Below are 19,223 nucleotides of genomic sequence, written 5' to 3'. Positions count from 1 at the left end.
GTTTTCCATAGCAGAAGACCCAGGCAGAGCCTGCGCGGAAGGGGGATTGGGCCCCCAGAGGCGGCGCGGGCCGCGCTGCACGCCACGGGCTTGCGGCAGGCCCGCCGCCATGTCAGGCGGCCGGGCGGTCCAGCCATTCCGCCGGCGTCCTCCACTCCGCCGCCCAACCGGCGAAGGCCTCCGGCGGCATCGGCCGGGCGATGCAGTAGCCCTGCGCCCAGGCGCAGCCCAGGTCGAGCAGCAGTGCGCCTTGCTCGACCGTCTCCACCCCTTCCGCGATGATGCGGTGGCCGAACGACGCGCCCAGGCCGATCACGCCCTGCACGATGGCCCGGTCGCCCAGGTCGGTCGTCATGTTGTGCACGAAGCTGCGGTCCAGCTTGATGTGGTCCAGCGGCAGGCGGCGCAGGTAGGCCAGCGACGAGTAGCCGGTGCCGAAGTCGTCCAGCGACACGGTGAGGCCGAGGCGGCGCAGGCGCTCCAGCTCGGCAGCCACGTGGTCGATGTCGTAGAGCGCGGCGCTTTCGGTGATCTCCAGCTCCAGCCGGTGGGCCGGCACCTCCGGGCGCAGCGCCATGCGGTGTTCCATCCAGTCGGCAAAGCCGGCGTGCTGCAGGTGCTGGGCCGAGATGTTGATGCTGACGGCCAGTGCCAGGCCCTGCTGGTCCAGCTGGGCGATGAGCTGCAGCGCGCTGTCCACCACCCATTCCCCGAACCAGGCCTCCAGTTCGGTGTTCTCGATCAGATGCAGGAAGGCGCCGGGCGCCAGCAGTCCGCGCTCCGGATGCCGCCAGCGCGCCAGCGCCTCGGCGCCCACCACCACGCCGCGCCGCATGTCCACCTTGGGCTGCAGGTACAGCACGAACTGCCCCTGAGCGAGGGCCTCCGACAGCTCGGCCGTCTGCGCCCGCCGTACCTGCACGGCGCGCTCGTGGGCGGTGTCGAAGGAATGGAAGCGGTTGCGCCCGGCCTGCTTGGCCAGATACATCGCCTGGTCGGCATGGCGCAGCAGCGCGTCGGCGTCGGCCTCGTCGTCGGGGTAGAGCGTGTAGCCGATGCTGGAGGTCACCACCACCCGCTCGCCGTCCAGCGTGCAGGGCGCGGACACGCTGGCCATCAGCGTCGCCAGCAGCTGCTCGCACTCGGCCCGGGAGCCCAGTTCGGGCAGCAGGATCACGAACTCGTCGCCTCCCAGGCGCGCCACGCAGTCCACCGGCCGCAGCGACCGCGTGAGCCGGCCCGACATGACCACCAGCAGCCGGTCGCCGGCGTCGTGGCCCAGCCGGTCATTGACCGGCTTGAAGCCGTCCAGGTCGAGATAGGCCACGCCCAGCAGCCGGCCGCCCCGGCGCGCCGTGGCCATGGCGGCCTGCAGCCGCTCGGCCAGCAGCACGCGGTTGGGCAGCCCGGTCAGCGCATCGTGGTGGGCCAGCCGCTGCAGGGTTTCCTGCTGCGCCCGCTGGTGGCTCACGTCGATGCCCACGCCCACCATGCGCAGCGGCTTGCCCTGCGCGTCGCGGTGCACAATGTTGCCCAGGTTGCGCACCCAGTGGCCGGTGCCGTCCGGCCGCAGCACCTGCCAGGTCGCGTCGAAGGGCGTGGAGGGCTCCCCCGCATGGCGCTGCAGCTCCGCGGCGATGGCATCCAGCTGCGAGGGCGCGATGCCGGTCGTCCAGTGCACGCCGGCTCGCGGATCGGACGGCTGGCCCGCCGGCCCGCTCACGCCCTGCAGCGCCTGCCAGCGGGCGTCGCCGGTCACCCGGCCCGACTGCAGGTCCCAGTCCCAGAGGCTCAACGCGGCGGCGGAAATGGTGAGCGAGAGCAGCGCCTCGCGCTCGCGCACCTGCTGCTCCGCCCGCTTGCGCTCGGTGATGTCGTGCAGCACGAAGAGCCAGCAGGCCACGCCGTCCGATTCCACCGCACTCATCGACTGCAGCACCGTGCGGCGTTCGCCGCTGCGGGTGGTGATCTCCGCTTCCTGGCCCAGCAGCTCCCCGCTGGACTGGGCGGCACGCACCAGCGACTCGCGCACCTCCGCCGTGTAGATGCCCAGCGACGGGGCCGTGCTCACCAACGCCTCGGCCCGGCTATAGCCCATCGCGCGCTCCCACGCAGGGTTCACGTCCACGTAGCGGCCGTCGCTGCGGCGGGTGAGGCCCATGGGGTAGGGCATGGCCTGGAACATCTGCGCGAAGCGCGCTTCGGACTGGCGCAGCCGCTGCTCGGATCGCTTGCTCTCGTCGATGTCCTGGATCACGCCGCGCAGGCGCACCAGCCGGCCGTCCTCGAGTTCAGGCTCCGCGCTCACCCGGACCCAGGCATGCCGGCCATCCGTGCGCACGATCTCGAGTTCCAGCCGCCAGGGCTCGGGCTCCGCCAGCGTCCGCTCGAACTGTTCGCGCACCACGTCGCGCCAGGCCGGCGCCACGTACTGCTGCAGGTAGTCGGCGGCCGAGGGCAGCGGTGCTCCCTGCGGCAGCCCGTGGATGGCATGGCACACCTCCGACCAGTACAGCGGCCCGCCCGGGTCGGGATAGGCATTGACCCACACGCCCAGGCGGGCCATGCGGCCGGCCTGCTGCAGCACCCCATAGGCGGCGACCAGCTTGTCGCGCGTGCGCAGCTGCTCGGTCATGTCGTGGAACACGAAGACCATGCTCGGCTCGCCGTTCACCCGTGTGGCGCTGGCGGAGATCTGCCCGCGCTGCAGCCGCCCCAGCACGTTCAGCGTGACCGACTGGCCCACCACCTCGCCTTGCAGCTGCAGCGCCCGCAGCAGCGCCTCGCGGTCGGCGGGCGACTGCCAAAGGTCCAGCTGGACGGATGTCTTGCCCAGAATCTCTGCGCGCGCCATGCCGGCCATGCGGCAGAAGGCGTCGTTCACGTCCAGATAGCGTCCGTCCGAGAGACGGGTGATGCCGGCGGGATCGGGCAGCGTCTGGTAGACGATGGTGTAGCGCGCTTCGGCTTCGACGAGCGCGTTCTGCAGCTCGCGCTGCTCGGTCACGTCCAGGTCCATGCCCACCAGGCTCGCCACGGAGCCATCGGCCGCGCGCTGCAGCACGCGGCCGCGCGAGATCAGCCAGCGCCAGCGGCCGTCCTCGTCGCGCATGCGGTATTCGGCCTGGTAGCACTCTTCCCGGCCCTGCATGGCGTTGTGCAGGTGCGGGCCGATGCGCGCCATGTCCTCGGGGTGGCGCCGCGCATTCCATGCCTGCCACACCCGGTCCGCGTCCACGCCCGGCGTGCCCGGTGCCGGCAGGCCGAAGGTGCGGTAGAGCGAGCCCTCGTAGGTGAAGCGCTGGGCGTCCACCTGCCAGTGCCACCGGCCGCCGCCCGAGGCGTCGATCACCATGCGCAGTTCCTGCTCGCGCTCGGCCAGGAGCGCCATCGTGCGCACCTGCCGCTGCAGCAGTTCGACACCGCCCCCCAGCACCAGCACGGCCAGCGTGTAGCGCCAGGGGACGGCTTCCAGCCAGTCTTCGATGCGCATCCCCGCGCCGAAGGGCGCGCCGGGCCAGGCCAGGCGCCAGCACAGCAGGGCCAGCGGCAGCGCCAGGGACAGCTGGGCCAGGGCCCGCCAGACCTGCCGCCCGCCCGCGCTCCGGCCCGCGTGACAGGCGCTGGCCACGCCCAGCACGGTGGCGGTCTGCACGGTGGCTGCCAGCCAGGGGAAGTCGGCCGAGCCGTGGATGGCGGCCTGGAAGGCGAGCGACACCCCACCCGCCACGGCACCCGCCAGCGGGCCGAAACAGAACGCGCACACGGCGGTCATGCTGGGGAAGATGGCCAGCCACTCTGCGCCACCGGGCTCGGGAACGAACGGTGAGACCAGCAGCGTCACCGTGCCGCCCGCCAGGCCGATCGCCAACCGTGCGCGCAGCGAGGGCGTCAGCAGCACACCCTGCGGCAACTTGGCCAGAAGACCCAGCCAGGCCAGATGAAACAGGCCGACGAACAGCGAATCAAGCGCCACGCCAGCCACCAGGTTCGCCGGTGTATCCAGGCTGGGCGGACGGCAGGTGAAGGGGCGGGGCGTCGGGCATGGGCGCGAGTGTAGGCGCACCACGGCGCTGGCGCTGGCTCGGTCCGGCCGAAACGGTGCGCTCTCTGTCAGCGGCGGGCGGACGGGCTGCCGGAGCCCGCGCCGAGCAGCCCGGTCGACAGCACCGTGCCGCAGATGATGACCACGCCGCAGCCCAGCATCCACGGCGTGACGGCCTCGCCCAGGAAGAGCGCACCGTAGAGAAGCGCGAACACCGGCGCGAGGAAGGTGACGGCCAGCGCCCGGCTGGGCCCCGCCCGGGCGATGAGCCGGAAATAGAGGATGTAGGCGATGCCGGTGCACAGCACGGCAATGGCCACCACCGCCGCCCAGGCACGCGGGCCCGGCATCTGCGCCGGCCAGAACCAGATCGCCGGCACCGCCAGGCCCAGCGTCGCACCCAGCTGGCTGCCGGTGGCCGTGACCAGCGGCGGCACACCCTGCAGGTGGCGCCGGGCAAAGCTGGCCGCCACCGCGTAGCAGAGCGACGCCAGCAGGCAGGCCGCCATTGCCCAGGCGGCATGCGCCGTCTTGAAGCCCGCCCCCGCTGGCGCGCGCCAGGCCAGCAGCGCCACGCCGACGAAGCCCAGGCCCAGGCCGAGCCAGCGCAGCCGGGTGATGCGGTCGCCCAGCCACACCCAGGCCACCAGCGCCCCGAAGAGCGGTACGGTCGCGTTCAGGATGGACGTGAGGCCGGTGGCAATGTGCATCACCGCCCAGGCGTAGAGCGCGAACGGAATCGCCGAATTGATGACCCCGCCCAGCAGCACCGGCCGCCAGTGCCGGCGCAGCGCCGGCCATTGGCCATGGCGCAGCAGCAACGGCCAGAGGAACAGCGTGGCCAGCGCCACCCGCAGCCCGGCGGTCGGCAACGGGCCGAATTCCGCCGCACCCAGGCGCATGAACAAGAACGATGCGCCCCACAGCGCTGCCAGCAGCACGAATTCGCCGAGCCAGCGCGGCGCGGCGGCGGTGGCGGGCGCATGGGCGGCGGCGGTCATGCCGGCGCCTTGTCTGCTGCCGGGGCGAAGAGCGGCAGCGCGTCGGTCTGCGACGCCAGCGCCCCTTCCAGCCGCAGCAGCGCCGCCTTGCGCTCCAGCCCGCCGGCATAGCCCGTCAGTGCGCCGCCCGAGCCGATGACGCGGTGGCAGGGCAAGACCACGCTGACCGGGTTGCGGCCCACTGCGGCACCCACCGCGCGCACCGCCAGCGGCCGGCCGACCTGGCGGCTGAGCGCGGCGTAGCTGACCGTGGCGCCCGGCGCGATGCTGCACAGCGCCTGCCAGACGGCTTGCTGGAAAGGCGTGCCGGAACCCAGGTCCAGCGGCAGATCGAAGTGCGTGCGGCGCCCCGCCAGATAGTCGATGAACTGCTGCGCGGCCTGCACCAGCACCGGGTGGTCCGGCACCTGGGGCCAGGCGGCAGGCCCATCGAGCGGCAGCACCGGCTGGTGGCGCTGGCCGTCGAACCACAGGCCCGCCAGGCCCTGCGGCGATGCGGCCAGGCGCACGTCGCCCAGCGGAGTGGTGATGCGGCTTTGAACGGTGTCGGGATGGAATGGCATGGTGAAATCTTAGTGAAAATAGCCTCTAGCGCTTGTCGTATAAGGGCCCGTAGCTATTGATGTGGGAGCTTTCCAACGCCAGACGACGCGGCGGGCCCGGCGTGCCAGGCCCGCACCACCGCATAGCTGCGCCACGGGCGCCAGCCATCCGCCGCTGCGGCCGCGGCCACCGCGGGGCGCGCCGTGCCTTTGAGACCCAGGGCGGCGTGAACCGCCACGTCGCCTGCCGGAAACGCATCGGGCCAGCGCAGCGCCCGCATGGCGATGTACTGGGCCGTCCAGTCCCCGATGCCGGGCAGGGCGCACAGCGCGGCGGTGGTGGCCGCCACGTCGGCGCCCGCATGCAGCGCCAACCGGCCCGCATCCACGGCCCGGGCCAGCGCAACGATGGCCGCCTGGCGCTGGCGCACGATGCCGAGCGCGCCGAGCGCATCTCCCTCGGCCGCCGCCAGCGTGGCCGGCGAGGGGAACAGCCGCGTCAGCGCTTCCCACGGCGTCGCGACCGGCTCGCCGAAACGGTCCGCCAGCCGCGCCGCCAGCGTGCGCGCCGCCGCCACGCTGATCTGCTGGCCCAGCACCGCCCGCACGGCCAGCTCGAAACCATCGAACGCGCCCGGCACCCGCAGCCCGGCCGTGCCGGGAAAGGCCGCGCCCAGCACGGCGTCGATAGCCTCGGGGTCGGCATCCAGGTCCAGCATGCCGCGCACCCGGGCCATCACCTGCGGCAGCACCGGATACAGGCTTTCACTCACCTGCAGCCAGACCAGCGGGCGGGCGCGGTCGAAGCGCACGTCGATCCAGCCCGCATGAGGGGCCGCACCGCCCGCCGCAGACGGCCACCGCACGGTGCGGCGCAGCGCCTGCAGAGCATCGGTCACCAGCACCTCCTCCACGCCCGGCATGCAGCGTTGCCCGAAGAAGCCCAGCAGGGCAGGCACGTCCAGCGGGGGGCGGTAGGCCAGCCGCAAGGTGGCGCCCGGCGCGCGGGCGGCGCCCCGCTGCCGCAGCTGGGTGGGGTTCAGTCCGTAGTGGCCCTGGAAAGCCGCGTTGAAGCGACGCACGCTGCCGAATCCGCTGGCCAGCGCCACCTGGGTCACCGGCAGATCGGTGTCCGTCAGCAGCTGCTTGGCGGCCAGCAGGCGGCGGGTCTGCAGATACTGCAGGGGCGACACGCCCAGCGATGCCTCGAACACCCGGCGCAGGTGCCGGTCGCTCACGCCCAGCCGGGCAGCCAGCGCCTGCAGGCCGGCGCCGTGGGCGGGGTCCTGCAGCGTGCCGCTTTCCAGCAGCCGCACGGCCTCGCGTGCCAGGATCGCCGGCGCATCCTGCGTGGACCAGACCAGCTGGCGCGGGGCCAGCTCCGGCCGGCAGCGCAGGCAGGGCCTGAATCCCGCCGCCTCGGCCTGGGCCGCCAGGTCGTAGAAGCGGCAGTTCTCGCGCCGCGGGGTGCGCACGCCGCACACCGGGCGGCAGTAGATGCCGGTGCTGGTCACGCCGGTGAAGAAACGGCCGTCGAAACGCGCGTCGCGCGCAGCCAGCGCCAGGTAGCGTGCGTCGTCCGGCGCAGAGGCGGGTTCGGCGGCAGGACGGGGCGAGGTGCGCGGCATGCGGCAGATCATAGGCTGCGGCACCGAGCGCGCTGGCCGTTTCCGGACCCATGCCCCGGCCGGTGGCCGGCCCGCCAACTCGCGGCGCCGGCCTACGCGGCGACGCGCCGGACCGGCACCGCCCCGCGCCTACAATCCGCGCCAACTGCGCCCCAGGCGCTGCCGCTCCCTCAGTCTGCGGGGGCGCTGGCCGGCTGCACCGACGCACCCGGCCCTCCGATTCGACCGACATCCAAAGGAATTTCCCGTGCAACTGACGCCCGCCATCTTCAAGGCCTACGACATTCGCGGCATCGTGCCCAGTACCCTGAACGAAGAGGTGGCGCGTGGCCTGGGCCGTGCGTTCGGCACGGCGGCGCTGGCCGAAGGCCAGACGGTGGTGGCGGTGGGCCGCGATGGCCGCCTCTCCGGTCCGGCCCTGTCGGCCGCGCTGATCGCCGGGCTGGTGGACGTGGGCATCGAGGTCATCGACGTCGGCGCCGTCACCACGCCGATGCTGTACTTCGCGGCCCATACCCTGTGCAGCAGCGGCATCCAGGTGACGGGCAGCCACAACCCGAAGGACTACAACGGCTTCAAGATGGTGCTGGCCGGCCGCGCCATCTATGGCGAGGAGATCCAGGGCCTGCGCCGCACCATGGAAGCAGAAAGCTGGCAGCTGAAGGAAGGCGGCCGCGTGCGCCAGGCCGACGTGCTGAAAGACTATTCGGAGCGCATCACCTCCGACGTCAAGCTGGCCCGCCCGATGAAGATCGTGGTGGACAGCGGCAACGGCATCGCAGGCGCGTCGGCGCCCGGCATCTTCCGTGCGCTGGGCTGCGAGGTGATCGAGCTCTTCTCCGAGGTGGACGGCGACTTCCCCAACCACCATCCCGATCCCAGCAAGCCGGAGAACCTGCGCGACCTGATCGCCAAGCTGCAGTCCACGGACGCCGAACTGGGCCTAGCCTTCGACGGCGACGGCGACCGCCTCGGCATCGTCACCAAGGACGGCCAGAACATCTTCCCCGACCGCCAGATGATGCTGTTCGCCCGCGACGTGCTCTCGCGCGTGCCCGGTGGCCACATCCTGTTCGACGTTAAATGCACCCAGCGCCTGGCGCCGGCCATCGCCGAAGCGGGCGGCGAGCCCGTCATGTACAAGACCGGCCACTCGCTTATCAAGGCACGCATGAAGGAACTCGACTCGCCCCTGGGCGGCGAGATGAGCGGCCACATCTTCTTCAAGGAGCGCTGGTTCGGCTTCGACGACGGCACCTATGCCGGCTGCCGGCTGCTGGAGATCCTGAGCCGCGAAAGCGACCCCGGCGCGGTGCTCAACGGCCTGCCCACCAGCCATTCCACGCCCGAGTTGAACGTGAGCTGCGAAGAGGGCGAGCCGCACCGCCTCACGGCCGAATTGCAGTCGCTGGCCGCCGCCACCTTCCCCGCGCCCGCGCAGATCAACACCATCGACGGCCTGCGCGTGGACTGGCCGGACGGCTTCGGCCTGATCCGCGCCAGCAACACCACACCGGTGCTGGTGCTGCGTTTCGAGGGCCACACGCCCGAAGCCATGCACCGCATCGAAGGCGAGATGCTGGCGTTGCTGGAACGCGTCAAGCCCGGCGCCCAGGTCGGCAGCGCGGCGCACTGAGCGCGCCCGAGTCCTTACCTAGCCCGCCTCGCAGTACCTCCTGCCCGTGAGCCGCCTTGCGCGAGCGCTGTATTCGGCGCTGATGGTCTGTGCCCAGCCGCTGCTGCGCGCCAAGCTGCGCCGCCGTGGCGAGACCGAGCCGGGCTATCTGGAGGCCGTGCCCGAACGCTTCGGGCACTACCCCCCTGCGCTCGACAGCATCGCCGGGCCGAACGACGCCGTGCCGGACGACGAGGCACCGCTCATCTGGCTGCATGCGGTGTCCCTGGGGGAGACGCGCGCGGCGGCGATCCTGCTGGCGGAATTGCGCACGCTGCTGCCGCACCTGCGCCTGTTGCTGACGCACGGCACCGCGACCGGCCGCGCCGAAGGCGCGAAGCTGCTGCGCCCCGGTGACATGCAGGTCTGGCAGCCGTGGGACACGCCGGGCGCCGTGGGCCGGTTCCTGGACACCTTCCGCCCCTCCATCGGGGTGCTGATGGAAACCGAAATCTGGCCCAACCTGGTGGCGGGTTGCCGCCAGCGCGGCATTCCGCTGGTGCTGGCGAACGGGCGGCTGAACGACAAGTCGCTTGCGGGGGCCCTCCGCTGGTCCTGGCTGGCGCGCCCGGCCTATGCAGGGCTGGCCGCAGTCTGGGCGCAGACCGAGGCGGATGCCGACCGCCTGCGCGCGGCCGGCGCCCGGGTGGACGGGGTGTTCGGCAACCTGAAGTTCGACACCGTGCCCGATGCGGCGCAGCTCGCGCAAGGCCGGGCCTGGCGCGACGCGGCCGGCCGCCCGGTGCTGCTGCTGGCCAGCAGCCGCGAAGGCGAAGAGGCCCTGTGGCTCGACGCCTTGATGGCAAATCGCTCGAAAGCGCTTGATACGCCATCGCTCGATGCTATTGAAAGCATAGCAAACCACCACGACGCCGTGCAGTGGCTGGTGGTGCCGCGCCATCCGCAGCGGTTTGCCGACGTGCGCCAGCTGATCGAAGGCGCCGGGCTGACGGTGTCCTGCCGCAGCGACTGGGCGGCGTCGCCCGGCGCGGCGGACGTGTGGCTGGGCGATTCGCTCGGCGAGATGGCGCTCTACTACGGCCTGTCCCATGCCGCGCTGCTGGGCGGCAGCTTCGAGCCCCTGGGCGGGCAGAACCTGATCGAGGCGGCGGCCTGCGGCTGCCCCGTGGTCACCGGCCCGCACACCTTCAACTTCGCCGAAGCGGCACGCCTGGCCTGCGAGGCGGGTGCGGCGCTGCGGGTGGCGGACATGGCGGAAGGCATCGCCACCGCGACCCGCCTGGTGCACGACCCGGACCGCCTGCAGGCCACGCAGGACGAGGCGCTGGCCTTCACCCGCGCCCACCGGGGGGCCGCATTGTCGAGCGCCATGGCGGTGGTGCAGATGCTTCGCCTGCCGGCCCAGGTCGGCGACTGAGCCGTCCCCGGGGAGCGGCGCGGCCTGCGCCACCCCGGCCCCCCCGTTACCGCAAAATGCGGGCTGGAGTCACCGACCTGTCGCCCGACCTGTCGCCCGGCCCGTCGCCCGGCCGGCGCAGGCTCCACCGGCCACCCCGGCCCCACCGTCCATGATCGAAAAACACTACCTCACCCCGCTCTTCGCCCCCACTTCCATCGCCGTGCTGGCCGGGCGGGCGGACGCTCCCGACACGCTGACGCCGTGCGGCCGCGCGGTGCACCAGGCCCTGCGGGCACAGCGCTTTGCCGGCACGCTGCAGTTTCTCGACATCCACACCAGCGGCACCCTGGCCGACCTGGCCCAGACCCGTGCCGACCTGGCGGTCATTGCGCTGCCGCCCGCCGATGCGGCCGCAGCGCTGGAAGTGGCCGGGCGCATCGGCTGCCGCGCGGCGCTGGTGCTCTCCAGCGGCCTGGACGCGGACCAGGCCGCCCGCATGAAGCAGATCGCCCGGCGCGAGGGCATGCATCTGCTCGGCCCCAATTCGCTGGGTCTGCAGCGGCCGCACCTGCAGCTCAACGCCAGCGCGGCAGGCCCGCTGGCGCGGGAGGGCTCGCTGGCGCTGGTCTGCCAGTCGGGCTCGCTCACCGCCTCCATCCTCGACTGGGCCTGCAAGAACGGCGTGGGTTTCTCCACCGTGGTGTCGCTCGGGCCGAACACCGACGTGGACATCGCCCAGGTGCTCGACTTCCTGGCCAACGATGCGCGCACGCAGAGCATCGTGGTGTACATGGAAGGCATCTCCAGCGCCCGCCGGTTCATGAGCGCGCTGCGCTCGGCCGCCAATGCCAAGCCGGTGGTGGTGCTGAAGGCCGGCCGCAAGCCCGCCGGCAACGAGGCGGCGCAAACCCACAGCGGCACCATCGTGGGCAGCGACGACGTGTTCGACGCGGCGCTGCGGCGGGCCGGCGCGGTGCGGGTGCGCTCCTTCGTTGAGCTGTTCTCGGCGGCCAAGTGCCTGGCCTCGCGCTACCGGCCGGTGGGCAAGCGCCTGGCCATCATCACCAACGGCGGCGGGCCGGGTGTGCTGGCAGCCGACTGGGTGAACGAGATCCACCTCGACCTGGCGCGGCTGGCGCCGGAAACCGTGGCGGCCCTGTCGCCGCAACTGCCGGGGCTCGCGTCGTTGACCGATCTGATCGACCTGTCCGAGGAGGCCGGTCCGTCGCACTACCGCGCGGCGCTGGAGGCCGCCACCCGCGACCGGCAGGTCGATGGCGTGCTGGCCATTTTCTCGCCCAAGGTGGGGGCGGATGCCGCCGCCGTGGCCGCCGTGCTGGCCGAGGCCAAGCCGCGCATCGGCAAGCCGCTGCTGGCCTGCTGGATGGGCGACGAGTCGGTCGTGCCGGCGCGCGAGGTGCTGCGCGAAGCCGAGATTCCCAACTTCCGCACGCCCGAGGCCGCCGTGGGCGCTTTCGGCAACATCGCGTCGTTCTATCAGAACCAGCAGCTGCTGCAGCAGACGCCGCCGCCGCTCACGGCGCTGGCCAAGCCCGACATCGAAGGGGCGCGGCTGGTCATCGAAAGCGTGCTGGCCGAACGCCGCAACGTGCTGACCGAGATGGAATCGAAGACGCTGCTGGCCGCCTTCCACATTCCGGTCACCAAGACCATCCTGGCGCGCAGCAGCCACGAGGCGATGATGATCGCCACGCAACTGGGCTTTCCGGTGGCGCTCAAGATCGATTCGCCCGACGTGACGCACAAGTCGGACGTGGGCGGGGTGGCGCTCAACATCCACAGCGGCACGGCGGCCCGCGACGCCTACGCCGACATGGTCCAGCGGGTGGCCCGCCTGCAGCCGGGCGCGCGGATCAACGGCGTGACGGTGCAGAACATGGCGCGCGCCCGGCGCGGGCGCGAGATCTGCATCGGCGTGGTGACCGACGAGCCCTTCGGCCCGGTCATCACCTTCGGCGCGGGCGGCACCATGGTCGAGCTGATCGATGACCGCGCCATGGAACTGCCGCCGCTGAACCAGTTCCTGGCACGCCGGCTGATCGACCGCTCGCGCGTGGCGGAAACGCTGGGCGAATGGCGCGGCGCCAGCGCGGTGCATCGCGAAGCGCTGGAGCAGGTGCTGCTGCGCGTCTCGGAGATGGTCTGCGCGCTGCCGCAGCTGCGCGAGATGGACATCAACCCGCTGATCGCGGACGAGGAGGGCGCCGTCGCGGTGGATGCGCGCATCGTGCTGGCCACGGCGGCCCAGTCGGCCAGCGCCCGGGCCGACAGCGGCGGGAGCAGCAGCTACCACCACCTGGCGATCCTGCCGTACCCGGCGCGCTACGAGCAGATCTGGCCGATGCGCGGCGGGGGCGAATTCCTGGTGCGGCCGATCCGCCCGGACGATGCGCAGATGCTGCAGAAGCTGGTGCGGGAGATGTCGCCCGAGAGCCGCTACTTCCGCTTCATTTCGCAGCTGGCCGAGCTGCCCGCCAGCATGCTGGCCCGCTTCACCCTCATCGACTACGACCGCGAGATGGCGCTGGTCGCCGTGGTGCGCGAACGCAGCGTGAACGCGGCTGGCGACGTCACCGAGACCGAGCGGGTGGTGGGCGTGTCGCGCTATGTGACCAACCCCGATCAGTCCAGCTGTGAATTCGCGCTGGTGGTGGCCGACGACTTCAACGGACGCGGGCTGGGCTCCCGGCTGATGCTGAGCATCATGGACGTGGCCCGCGACCGGGGCCTGGCGGAAATCAATGGGCTGGTGCTGGCCAACAACCCCAGCATGCTGAAATTGATGCGCCGCCTGGGCTTCGAGGTCAAGGCCTTCGAGGAAGACCGCGACTTCAAGCTGGTGGTGCACCAGCTGTGAGCGGACGCACGCCGGCCATCCGTCCGGCGTTTCAGGCCGCTTCGCGGGCCTGCTGCGATCCGCGAGCGTCCTGCAGCATGGCTGCGAGGCGCTCGTACGGCACCGGCTTCGAAAACAGGTAGCCCTGGCCGTAGTCACAGCCCATGCCCTTCAGCAGGTCACGCTGGTAGTCCGTCTCAATGCCCTCGGCCACGACCCGCAGACCGAGCGCATGCGCCATGGTGATGATGGCGCGGCACAGCGCCAGGTCGCTGGAGCTTTCGTTCAGATTGCGCACGAACGACTGGTCGATCTTCAGGTAGTCCATGTTGAACTTCTTGAGATAGCTGAGCGACGAATAGCCCGTGCCGAAGTCGTCCAGCGACAGCTGGATGCCCGCGGCCTGCACGCTGGCGAGAAGTTCCCGCAGGCCCCCCGTGGCGCTCGCGTCCAGCAGCATGCCTTCCGTGATCTCGATGGCGATGCTGCTGCCGGGGAGGTCCATCTCGCGCAGCACCCTCAGCCAGTTCTCGCAGAGCTGCCGGTTGCCGGTGAACTGCGCCGGCGACGTGTTGATGCTCATCTGGAACCCGGGATGATGCAACGCGCGCAGCTGCCGCAGGTTGGTTGCGGCCTGCTCGAACACCCAGTCGCCCAGGGCGTGGATGACCTCCGTCTTCTCGGCGATCGGAATGAACTCGGCCGGGCTGACCAGCCCGCGGGCCGGGTGTTCCCAGCGCACCAGCGCCTCGGCCTTGTGGATCAGGCCGGTCGCCAGCTGCACGATCGGCTGATACACCAGACGCAATTGGTGCTCGCCCACGGCGCTGCGCAGGTCGGCGGTCAGGCGCATGCGCTGCTGGGCCGACTCCTGCATCGACGGAGTGAACTCCTGGAAGCCATTGCGGCCGAGGGCTTTGGCGGCGTACATCGCCTGGTCAGCGTCACGCAACAGCGTCTCGGCGCTCGCGTCTCCCCGAGGGTAGGTGGTGATGCCGATGCTGCCGGACACGAAAGCGGTCTCGGTCCCCAGGACGAAAGGCTCGCTCATGCGCCGCAGGATGGCCTGTGCCAGCTCGGTCGGGGCCAGGGCGCCCGTCGTGATCGCGAACTCGTCGCCGCCGAGGCGCGCCACGCTGTCGCCCGCCGCCACGCAATCGCGCAGCCGCTGCGCCGCTTCCTGCAGCAGGGAATCGCCCACGCTGTGGCCCAGCGCGTCGTTCACTTCCTTGAAATAGTCCAGGTCGAGATACAGCAGCGCCATGGAGCGGCCGTCCTGCGCCGCCTGCACGAGGTCGCGCTCCAGCCGCTCGCGGAAGATGCGGCGGTTGAGCAGTCCGGTCAGCGGGTCGCAGTGCGCCTGCTGCCAGAGGATCTGCTCATATTCCTTCTTGCTGGCCAGGTTGCTGAACAGCGCAACCCGGCGATGGGGCCGTTGCTCGCGGTCGAACACCGTGCTGATGCTCAGCCACTCGGCATAGACGCCGCCATTCTTGCGGCGGCTCCAGATGTCTCCCTGCCATTCGCCGGTCGCTCGGACCTGCCGCCACAGCGTCTCGAACCTGGGCTGCTCGTCCTGTCCCTCCACGCGCAGCAGCGTGTCGATGGTCTGGCCGACGATCTCCTCGGCGCCGTAGCCGGTCAGCTCGCTGAACGCGCGGTTGACCGACAGGATCACGTTGTCCGCGTCCATCACCAGCAGCCCTTCATGGCTGTGCTCGTAGACCAGCACCGCCAGCTGCATCGCTTCCTCCGCCAGTTTGCGCTGGGTGATGTCTTCGAAGGTGCCGATCATGCGCTGCGGCCGGACCTCGCGCGCATGCTGCACCACAACGCCCCGGCTGTGCACCCAGCGCCAGCTTCCGTCCCGGTGCCGCATGCGGAATTCGACCGAGTATTCCTGCCGCACGCCCGCCAGACAGCTGCGCAGGGCCGCCGAGGTGGCTGCCACGTCCTCCGGGTGGGTGACTTCCCGCCAGGCTTGCGGATCGCCGCTGACCTCATGGGGGGCGTAGCCCAGCATCTTGCGCCAGTCTTCAGAGAAGTACACCGTGCCCGAGGCGATGTCCCAGTCCCAGACGCCGTCACTGGCCCCCTTGAGCGCATGTTTCCAGCGGAATTCGCTCCGCTCCAGCGACTCGCGAGTCCGCGCGCGCTGGCGCAGGCTGGCGACCAGCATGTAGCCCACCAGCAGCAGCAACGCGGAAATCACGCTGCCTGCGATCAGATAGGTCAGCCTGAGACGTTCGTAGGGCTCCATGAGCACGGCTGCCGAACGCCCCATCAGCATCACCAGGCCATACTCGCGCAGCCTTTGCGCCGCGAACAGGCGCTTCACGCCGTCGATGTCGGAGACGGCCGGGAACGGCGCGATTTCGTCGCGCCCCTGTTCCATCCGCGCGAGCCGCTCAGGGAACTGTTGGATGGAGGCATCCATGCCCTGCGGCGGCGGCGGTGCCCGGGTCAGCAGCTCGCCCGAGTTCCGCAGCATGGATACCGCGCTGCCTTCGCCCAGATCCACCGCGCGGGAGAACCGGGTGAAGTAGTCCGCCGGTATCGAGATGACGATCACCCCGGCGAACTGGCCCTGCGCATCGGTCAGCCGCCGCGTCAGTTGAATGGTCCAGCGCTTGGTGATGCGGCCGAACACCGGCTTGCTGACGAAGAGGGTATCGGTGGCGTCGGCGCGGCGGTGCATCCTGAAATGCTCGCGGTCGCTGAGGTCGATCGGCGCGGCATAAGGGTCGGCGCTGGAAAAAGCCAGCCTTCCCTGTGCGTTGATGATGGCAACCTGGAAGATGACGTCGCGCTCCAGGTGCTTTTGCTGCAGCAGCACCCGTCCGGCGAAGTGCGTGAAGCCCTCGTCCTGCCAGCGGTCCCGCAAACCCAGGATGGTGAGATCGACCGCATGGATCGACGAGCGCACTTCTTCCGCATAGAGCCGCAGGAGGCTGGAGGTGTCGCGCGAATTTTCCAGCTCCAGCCGGGCCTTGCTGGCCTGGAGATCCCAGGCGATGACACCCCACAAGAGGGACAGAAGGACGAGCAGCGCCAGACCCACCTGGCAGGCCGGCGACCGGCTCATGCGCTGGCCAGCGGCGAGCCAGCTCGGCGCCTTGCGCTCGTGGCCAGGCTTCGGCGCCGGACTTGTCTTGTTGTTCATCGTCATCTGCGCCAGTCCGCAAGGTCTTCGTCGTGAGTCACTGAGGGCCGCAGGCAAACGATGACCTGTAGCGGTGGAGCGCCCCGCTCAGGAAGGCTGGGAGCCGGCCGAATCGTGCGCCAGCACGAGGCCTCCGGCAGGCACAGTCCCCCGCCCGCCGACACGGCTACATTGTCTTACAAGTCGGCCGATGCTGCAGAAGGACGTCACTGCCGCCCTGCAAGGCAGGACTATCGGCAGCGACGCTCTGACGCTGTGACGCTGTGACTCTGTGACGCTGCACCGGGTGCCCCGGGCGCCCCGTTCCCCATTCCTCCACTGCACCCTCGGTTGCGCCGGAAAGCGGAAGATCCGCCAAAGGCCTACTGGACGGTGAGCCGGCTCAATGCGGCAAGGTCATCGTCCGACAACGTGCCTGCGGCCTGCCGCAAACGCAGGCTGCCCATCAGCACGTTGTAGCGCGCCTGCGCCAGGTCGCGCCGTGTCTGGAACAGCTGGCTCTGCGCGTTCAGCACGTCGATGTTAATGCGCACACCCACCAGATATCCGAGCTGGTTGGCTTCCAGTGCGCTCTGGCTGGAGGCTTCGGCGGCCTGCAGCGCGGCCACCTGGCCCTGGCCGGACTGCACGCCGTAGAAAGCTGCGCGCGCGCTCTGCGCCACCGTGCGCCGCGCGTTGTCCAGGTCGGCGGCGGCCTTGTCCTCCAGCGACAGGGTTTCCTTGATCCGGTTCTGTACCGCGAAGCCGGCGAAGAGCGGAAGGTTCAGGGCGACGCCCACGGTGGCGTTGGTGCTGCGCTGATTCAGGTGCGGTGCGGTGACGGTGCCGCGCGGGTTGCGGGCCACGGCATAGCCGGCCTGCAGGTCGATGGTGGGCAGGTGGCCGGTCTCGGCCTTGCGGGTTTCCAGCCGCGCCACGTCCAGGGCGATGGTGGCCTGCCGGACCTGCGGCTGCCCGGTCTCGGCCGCGCGCACCCATTCGTTGACGTCGTTCGGAACCAGCGCAGGCAGTTGCACCGGCTGCGCCAGGGGCAGGGGAGCGGTGCCGGACCGGCCCACCAGCTGATCGAGCGCCAGCCGCTTGACGAGCAGGTCGTTCTGCGCCGCGATCTCCTGCGCGGTCACCAGGTCGAACCGGGCCTGCGCCTCGCGCGAATCGGTGATCGTGGCAGTGCCGATCTCGAAATTGCGCTGCGCAAACGCCCGTTGCTCCGTCACGGCGGCCTTCTGCGCCTGCACGAAGGCGAGGGTGTCCTGCGCCGCCAGCACATCGAAGTACGCCTGGCTCACCCGCACCAGCAGATCCTGGCTGGCGGCGTCGAGCTGCGCGCGGGCGATGTCCACGCCGCGCTGCCCCTGCTCGAACACGATGCGGTTGGCCGGACGGTAAAGCGGTTGCGACGCGCTCACGCCGACCTGCTGGGTGGGCGCATTCAATTCGATGGCCGGGCGGCTCACCTCCGTGCGCGCGGCGCTGACACCGGCGGCCAGCCCGGCGCTGGGCAACAGGCCGGCGCGGGCCTGTTCGGCACGGCTGCCGGCGGCATCCAGCTGCGCACGGGCGGCCAGCCAAGGCGCGTCGTAGCTGCGCGCCATGGAGGCCAGCTCGACCAGGCTCTGCGCATGCGCAGCAGGGCCCGCCGTCCAACAGGCGCCCACGGCCAGGGCAACGGGGACGATCCGCAACAACGACTTCATGACTACAGCCTTCCTCTTTCAGCAAAACCCGGCAGGGCGTCCCGCAACGGCAACGGCAATGGCCGCTGCGTCTGATCGCCCGGCAGGCCGGCTCGGCCGGCAGGGCGGGGCGTCTCAGTAGCGCGGCACGCCCGCGTCGCGCTCTTGCGACCAGGCATCGATGCCGCCACTGATGTTGGCCACCCGTTCGAAACCCTGGTGTTCGAGAAACGCCGCCACCCGCAGGCTGCGCATGCCGTGATGGCAGAGGCAGGCCACGGGCCGGCTGGCGTCCAGCTCCGCCAGACGTTCGGGCAGGGAGCCCATCGGAATCGCGACCAGCTCGAAGCCGTCCGCAGCCACGCTCGCGGTCTGCAGTTCCCAGGGCTCGCGCACATCCAGCACCAGCGGGCGGCCGCTATCGGGGGCGGCGGCAAACCAGTCGGTCAACTGGGCGGGGCGGACGTGGTCGATCATGGGAGGTCAGGAGAAAGGAAGGAAAACCGGGCGCATCGGCAAGCGCGGCGCGGCCCGGGCAGGGAGGGGTCAGAACGTGAACGCCGAAGGCTCGGGGAAATTCAGCAGGCGCGGGGCGATCGTGTCCCAGGGCGTGGTGGTGTCGAAGCGGTCGCCGACCCGGCGCACGAGGGTGGTGCGCATCATGGGCGCCTTGCCGACGATGGCGCCGAGGCGGCCGCCCTCGGCCAGCAGCGCCAGCAGGTTCGCGGGCACTTCGGCCACCGATCCGCTGAGCACGATCACATCGAACGGGCCATCGGGCAGCGGGCCTTTGGCACCGTCGGCCTGGCGCACTTCCACATTGGTCACGCCCGCGCTGCGCAGGTTTTCCTGGGCGAATTCGACCAGGGCGGGTGCGATCTCCAGCGTCACCACGTGCTGGGCGCGAGCGGCCAGCAGCGCGGCCATGTAGCCCGAACCCGTGCCGATCTCCAGCACGCGGTCGGTCGGCTTGACCTGCAGGTCCTGCAGCATGCGCGCCTCCAGGCGCGGCGCCAGCATGAACTGGCCGAGACGGCGGGCTTCGTCGTGCGAGCTGTTCAGGGGAATCTCGGTGTCCATGAACGCCATGCCGTAGTGGGCGGCCGGCACGAAGTCCTCCCGGCGCACCACAGCCAGCAGGTCCAGCACGTCCACGTCCAGCACGTTCCAGGGGCGGATCTGCTGCTCGATCATGTTGTAGCGCGCCTGAGCGATCGGGTCGCTGGTGTTGGCGGACGTGTTCAGGGGCATGTTCATGGGGATTACTCCGAAGCTC

The 19,223-nt window shown here is 70.8% G+C and carries 11 protein-coding genes; 3 read left to right on the top strand and 8 right to left on the bottom strand.

All coding sequences use genetic code 11. From position 1 onward, the window contains the following. Positions 1 to 112: 112 nt before the first annotated feature. From ASF94_RS08550 to ASF94_RS08535, 4 genes are all read right to left on the bottom strand, one after another. On the bottom strand, positions 113 to 3,976 hold the full coding sequence (locus ASF94_RS08550) for an EAL domain-containing protein (protein ID WP_369818648.1): 3,864 nt from the start codon (positions 3,974 to 3,976) through the stop codon (positions 113 to 115). 137 nt (positions 3,977 to 4,113) lie between these two features. Continuing rightward, the gene (locus ASF94_RS08545) at positions 4,114 to 5,046 is read right to left on the bottom strand and encodes a DMT family transporter (protein ID WP_056664318.1); all 933 of its coding nucleotides are present in this window, start codon (positions 5,044 to 5,046) and stop codon (positions 4,114 to 4,116) included. Continuing rightward, complete coding sequence (locus ASF94_RS08540) at positions 5,043 to 5,609, bottom strand: methylated-DNA--[protein]-cysteine S-methyltransferase (RefSeq protein ID WP_056664315.1); 567 nt, start codon at positions 5,607 to 5,609, stop codon at positions 5,043 to 5,045. The genes ASF94_RS08545 and ASF94_RS08540 overlap by 4 nt, the downstream gene beginning before the upstream one ends. A gap of 53 nt (positions 5,610 to 5,662) precedes the next feature. Then, positions 5,663 to 7,216: a DNA-3-methyladenine glycosylase 2 family protein gene (locus ASF94_RS08535; RefSeq protein WP_056664906.1), complete on the bottom strand. Its 1,554-nt coding sequence runs from the start codon at positions 7,214 to 7,216 to the stop codon at positions 5,663 to 5,665. Between the two features lie 247 nt (positions 7,217 to 7,463). Between ASF94_RS08535 and ASF94_RS08530 the strand changes: the two genes are divergently transcribed. The 3 genes from ASF94_RS08530 to ASF94_RS08520 all read left to right on the top strand — a co-directional run bounded on the left by ASF94_RS08530 (position 7,464) and on the right by ASF94_RS08520 (position 13,129). Then, the gene (locus ASF94_RS08530) at positions 7,464 to 8,852 is read left to right on the top strand and encodes a phosphomannomutase/phosphoglucomutase (protein WP_056664312.1); all 1,389 of its coding nucleotides are present in this window, start codon (positions 7,464 to 7,466) and stop codon (positions 8,850 to 8,852) included. A 46-nt stretch (positions 8,853 to 8,898) separates the two neighbouring features. Beyond that, a complete protein-coding gene (locus ASF94_RS08525) occupies positions 8,899 to 10,269 on the top strand; it encodes a 3-deoxy-D-manno-octulosonic acid transferase (protein ID WP_056664308.1) in 1,371 nt (456 codons plus the stop codon). Positions 10,270 to 10,420: 151 nt separating this feature from the next. Beyond that, positions 10,421 to 13,129 carry a bifunctional acetate--CoA ligase family protein/GNAT family N-acetyltransferase gene (locus ASF94_RS08520; RefSeq protein ID WP_056664305.1) on the top strand — a complete coding sequence of 903 codons (2,709 nt, stop codon included), beginning with the start codon at positions 10,421 to 10,423 and terminating at the stop codon, positions 13,127 to 13,129. Between the two features lie 31 nt (positions 13,130 to 13,160). Here ASF94_RS08520 and ASF94_RS08515 read toward each other — a convergent pair whose 3' ends face one another. The 4 genes from ASF94_RS08515 to ASF94_RS08500 all read right to left on the bottom strand — a co-directional run bounded on the left by ASF94_RS08515 (position 13,161) and on the right by ASF94_RS08500 (position 19,204). Continuing rightward, positions 13,161 to 16,271 carry an EAL domain-containing protein gene (locus tag ASF94_RS08515; protein ID WP_162244632.1) on the bottom strand — a complete coding sequence of 1,037 codons (3,111 nt, stop codon included), beginning with the start codon at positions 16,269 to 16,271 and terminating at the stop codon, positions 13,161 to 13,163. A gap of 362 nt (positions 16,272 to 16,633) precedes the next feature. After that, on the bottom strand, positions 16,634 to 17,968 hold the full coding sequence (locus ASF94_RS08510) for a TolC family outer membrane protein (protein WP_056664299.1): 1,335 nt from the start codon (positions 17,966 to 17,968) through the stop codon (positions 16,634 to 16,636). 114 nt (positions 17,969 to 18,082) lie between these two features. Further along, positions 18,083 to 18,424: a rhodanese-like domain-containing protein gene (locus ASF94_RS08505; RefSeq protein ID WP_056664295.1), complete on the bottom strand. Its 342-nt coding sequence runs from the start codon at positions 18,422 to 18,424 to the stop codon at positions 18,083 to 18,085. Between the two features lie 69 nt (positions 18,425 to 18,493). Continuing rightward, positions 18,494 to 19,204 (bottom strand): protein-L-isoaspartate O-methyltransferase, encoded by a 711-nt coding sequence (locus ASF94_RS08500; protein WP_056664293.1) that lies wholly within the window; start codon positions 19,202 to 19,204, stop codon positions 18,494 to 18,496. Between the last annotated feature and the right edge of the window lie 19 nt (positions 19,205 to 19,223).

The organism is Acidovorax sp. Leaf160 (assembly GCF_001424265.1).
Taxonomy (GTDB): Bacteria; Pseudomonadota; Gammaproteobacteria; order Burkholderiales; family Burkholderiaceae_C; genus Paracidovorax.
Note: the sequence above shows the minus strand (reverse complement) of the source record. Positions and strands in the feature narration are given on the sequence as shown.

Excerpts from the sequence above, each read along its gene's own strand:
- ASF94_RS08545 (WP_056664318.1), bottom strand. The coding sequence starts at position 5,046 with ATGACCGCCGCCGCCCATGCGCCCGCCACCGCCGCCGCGCCGCGCTGG.
- ASF94_RS08540 (WP_056664315.1), bottom strand. The coding sequence starts at position 5,609 with ATGCCATTCCATCCCGACACCGTTCAAAGCCGCATCACCACTCCGCTG.
- ASF94_RS08535 (WP_056664906.1), bottom strand. The coding sequence starts at position 7,216 with ATGCCGCGCACCTCGCCCCGTCCTGCCGCCGAACCCGCCTCTGCGCCG.
- ASF94_RS08520 (WP_056664305.1), top strand. The coding sequence starts at position 10,421 with ATGATCGAAAAACACTACCTCACCCCGCTCTTCGCCCCCACTTCCATC.
- ASF94_RS08515 (WP_162244632.1), bottom strand. The coding sequence starts at position 16,271 with ATGAACAACAAGACAAGTCCGGCGCCGAAGCCTGGCCACGAGCGCAAG.
- ASF94_RS08510 (WP_056664299.1), bottom strand. The coding sequence starts at position 17,968 with ATGAAGTCGTTGTTGCGGATCGTCCCCGTTGCCCTGGCCGTGGGCGCC.
- ASF94_RS08505 (WP_056664295.1), bottom strand. The coding sequence starts at position 18,424 with ATGATCGACCACGTCCGCCCCGCCCAGTTGACCGACTGGTTTGCCGCC.
- ASF94_RS08500 (WP_056664293.1), bottom strand. The coding sequence starts at position 19,204 with ATGAACATGCCCCTGAACACGTCCGCCAACACCAGCGACCCGATCGCT.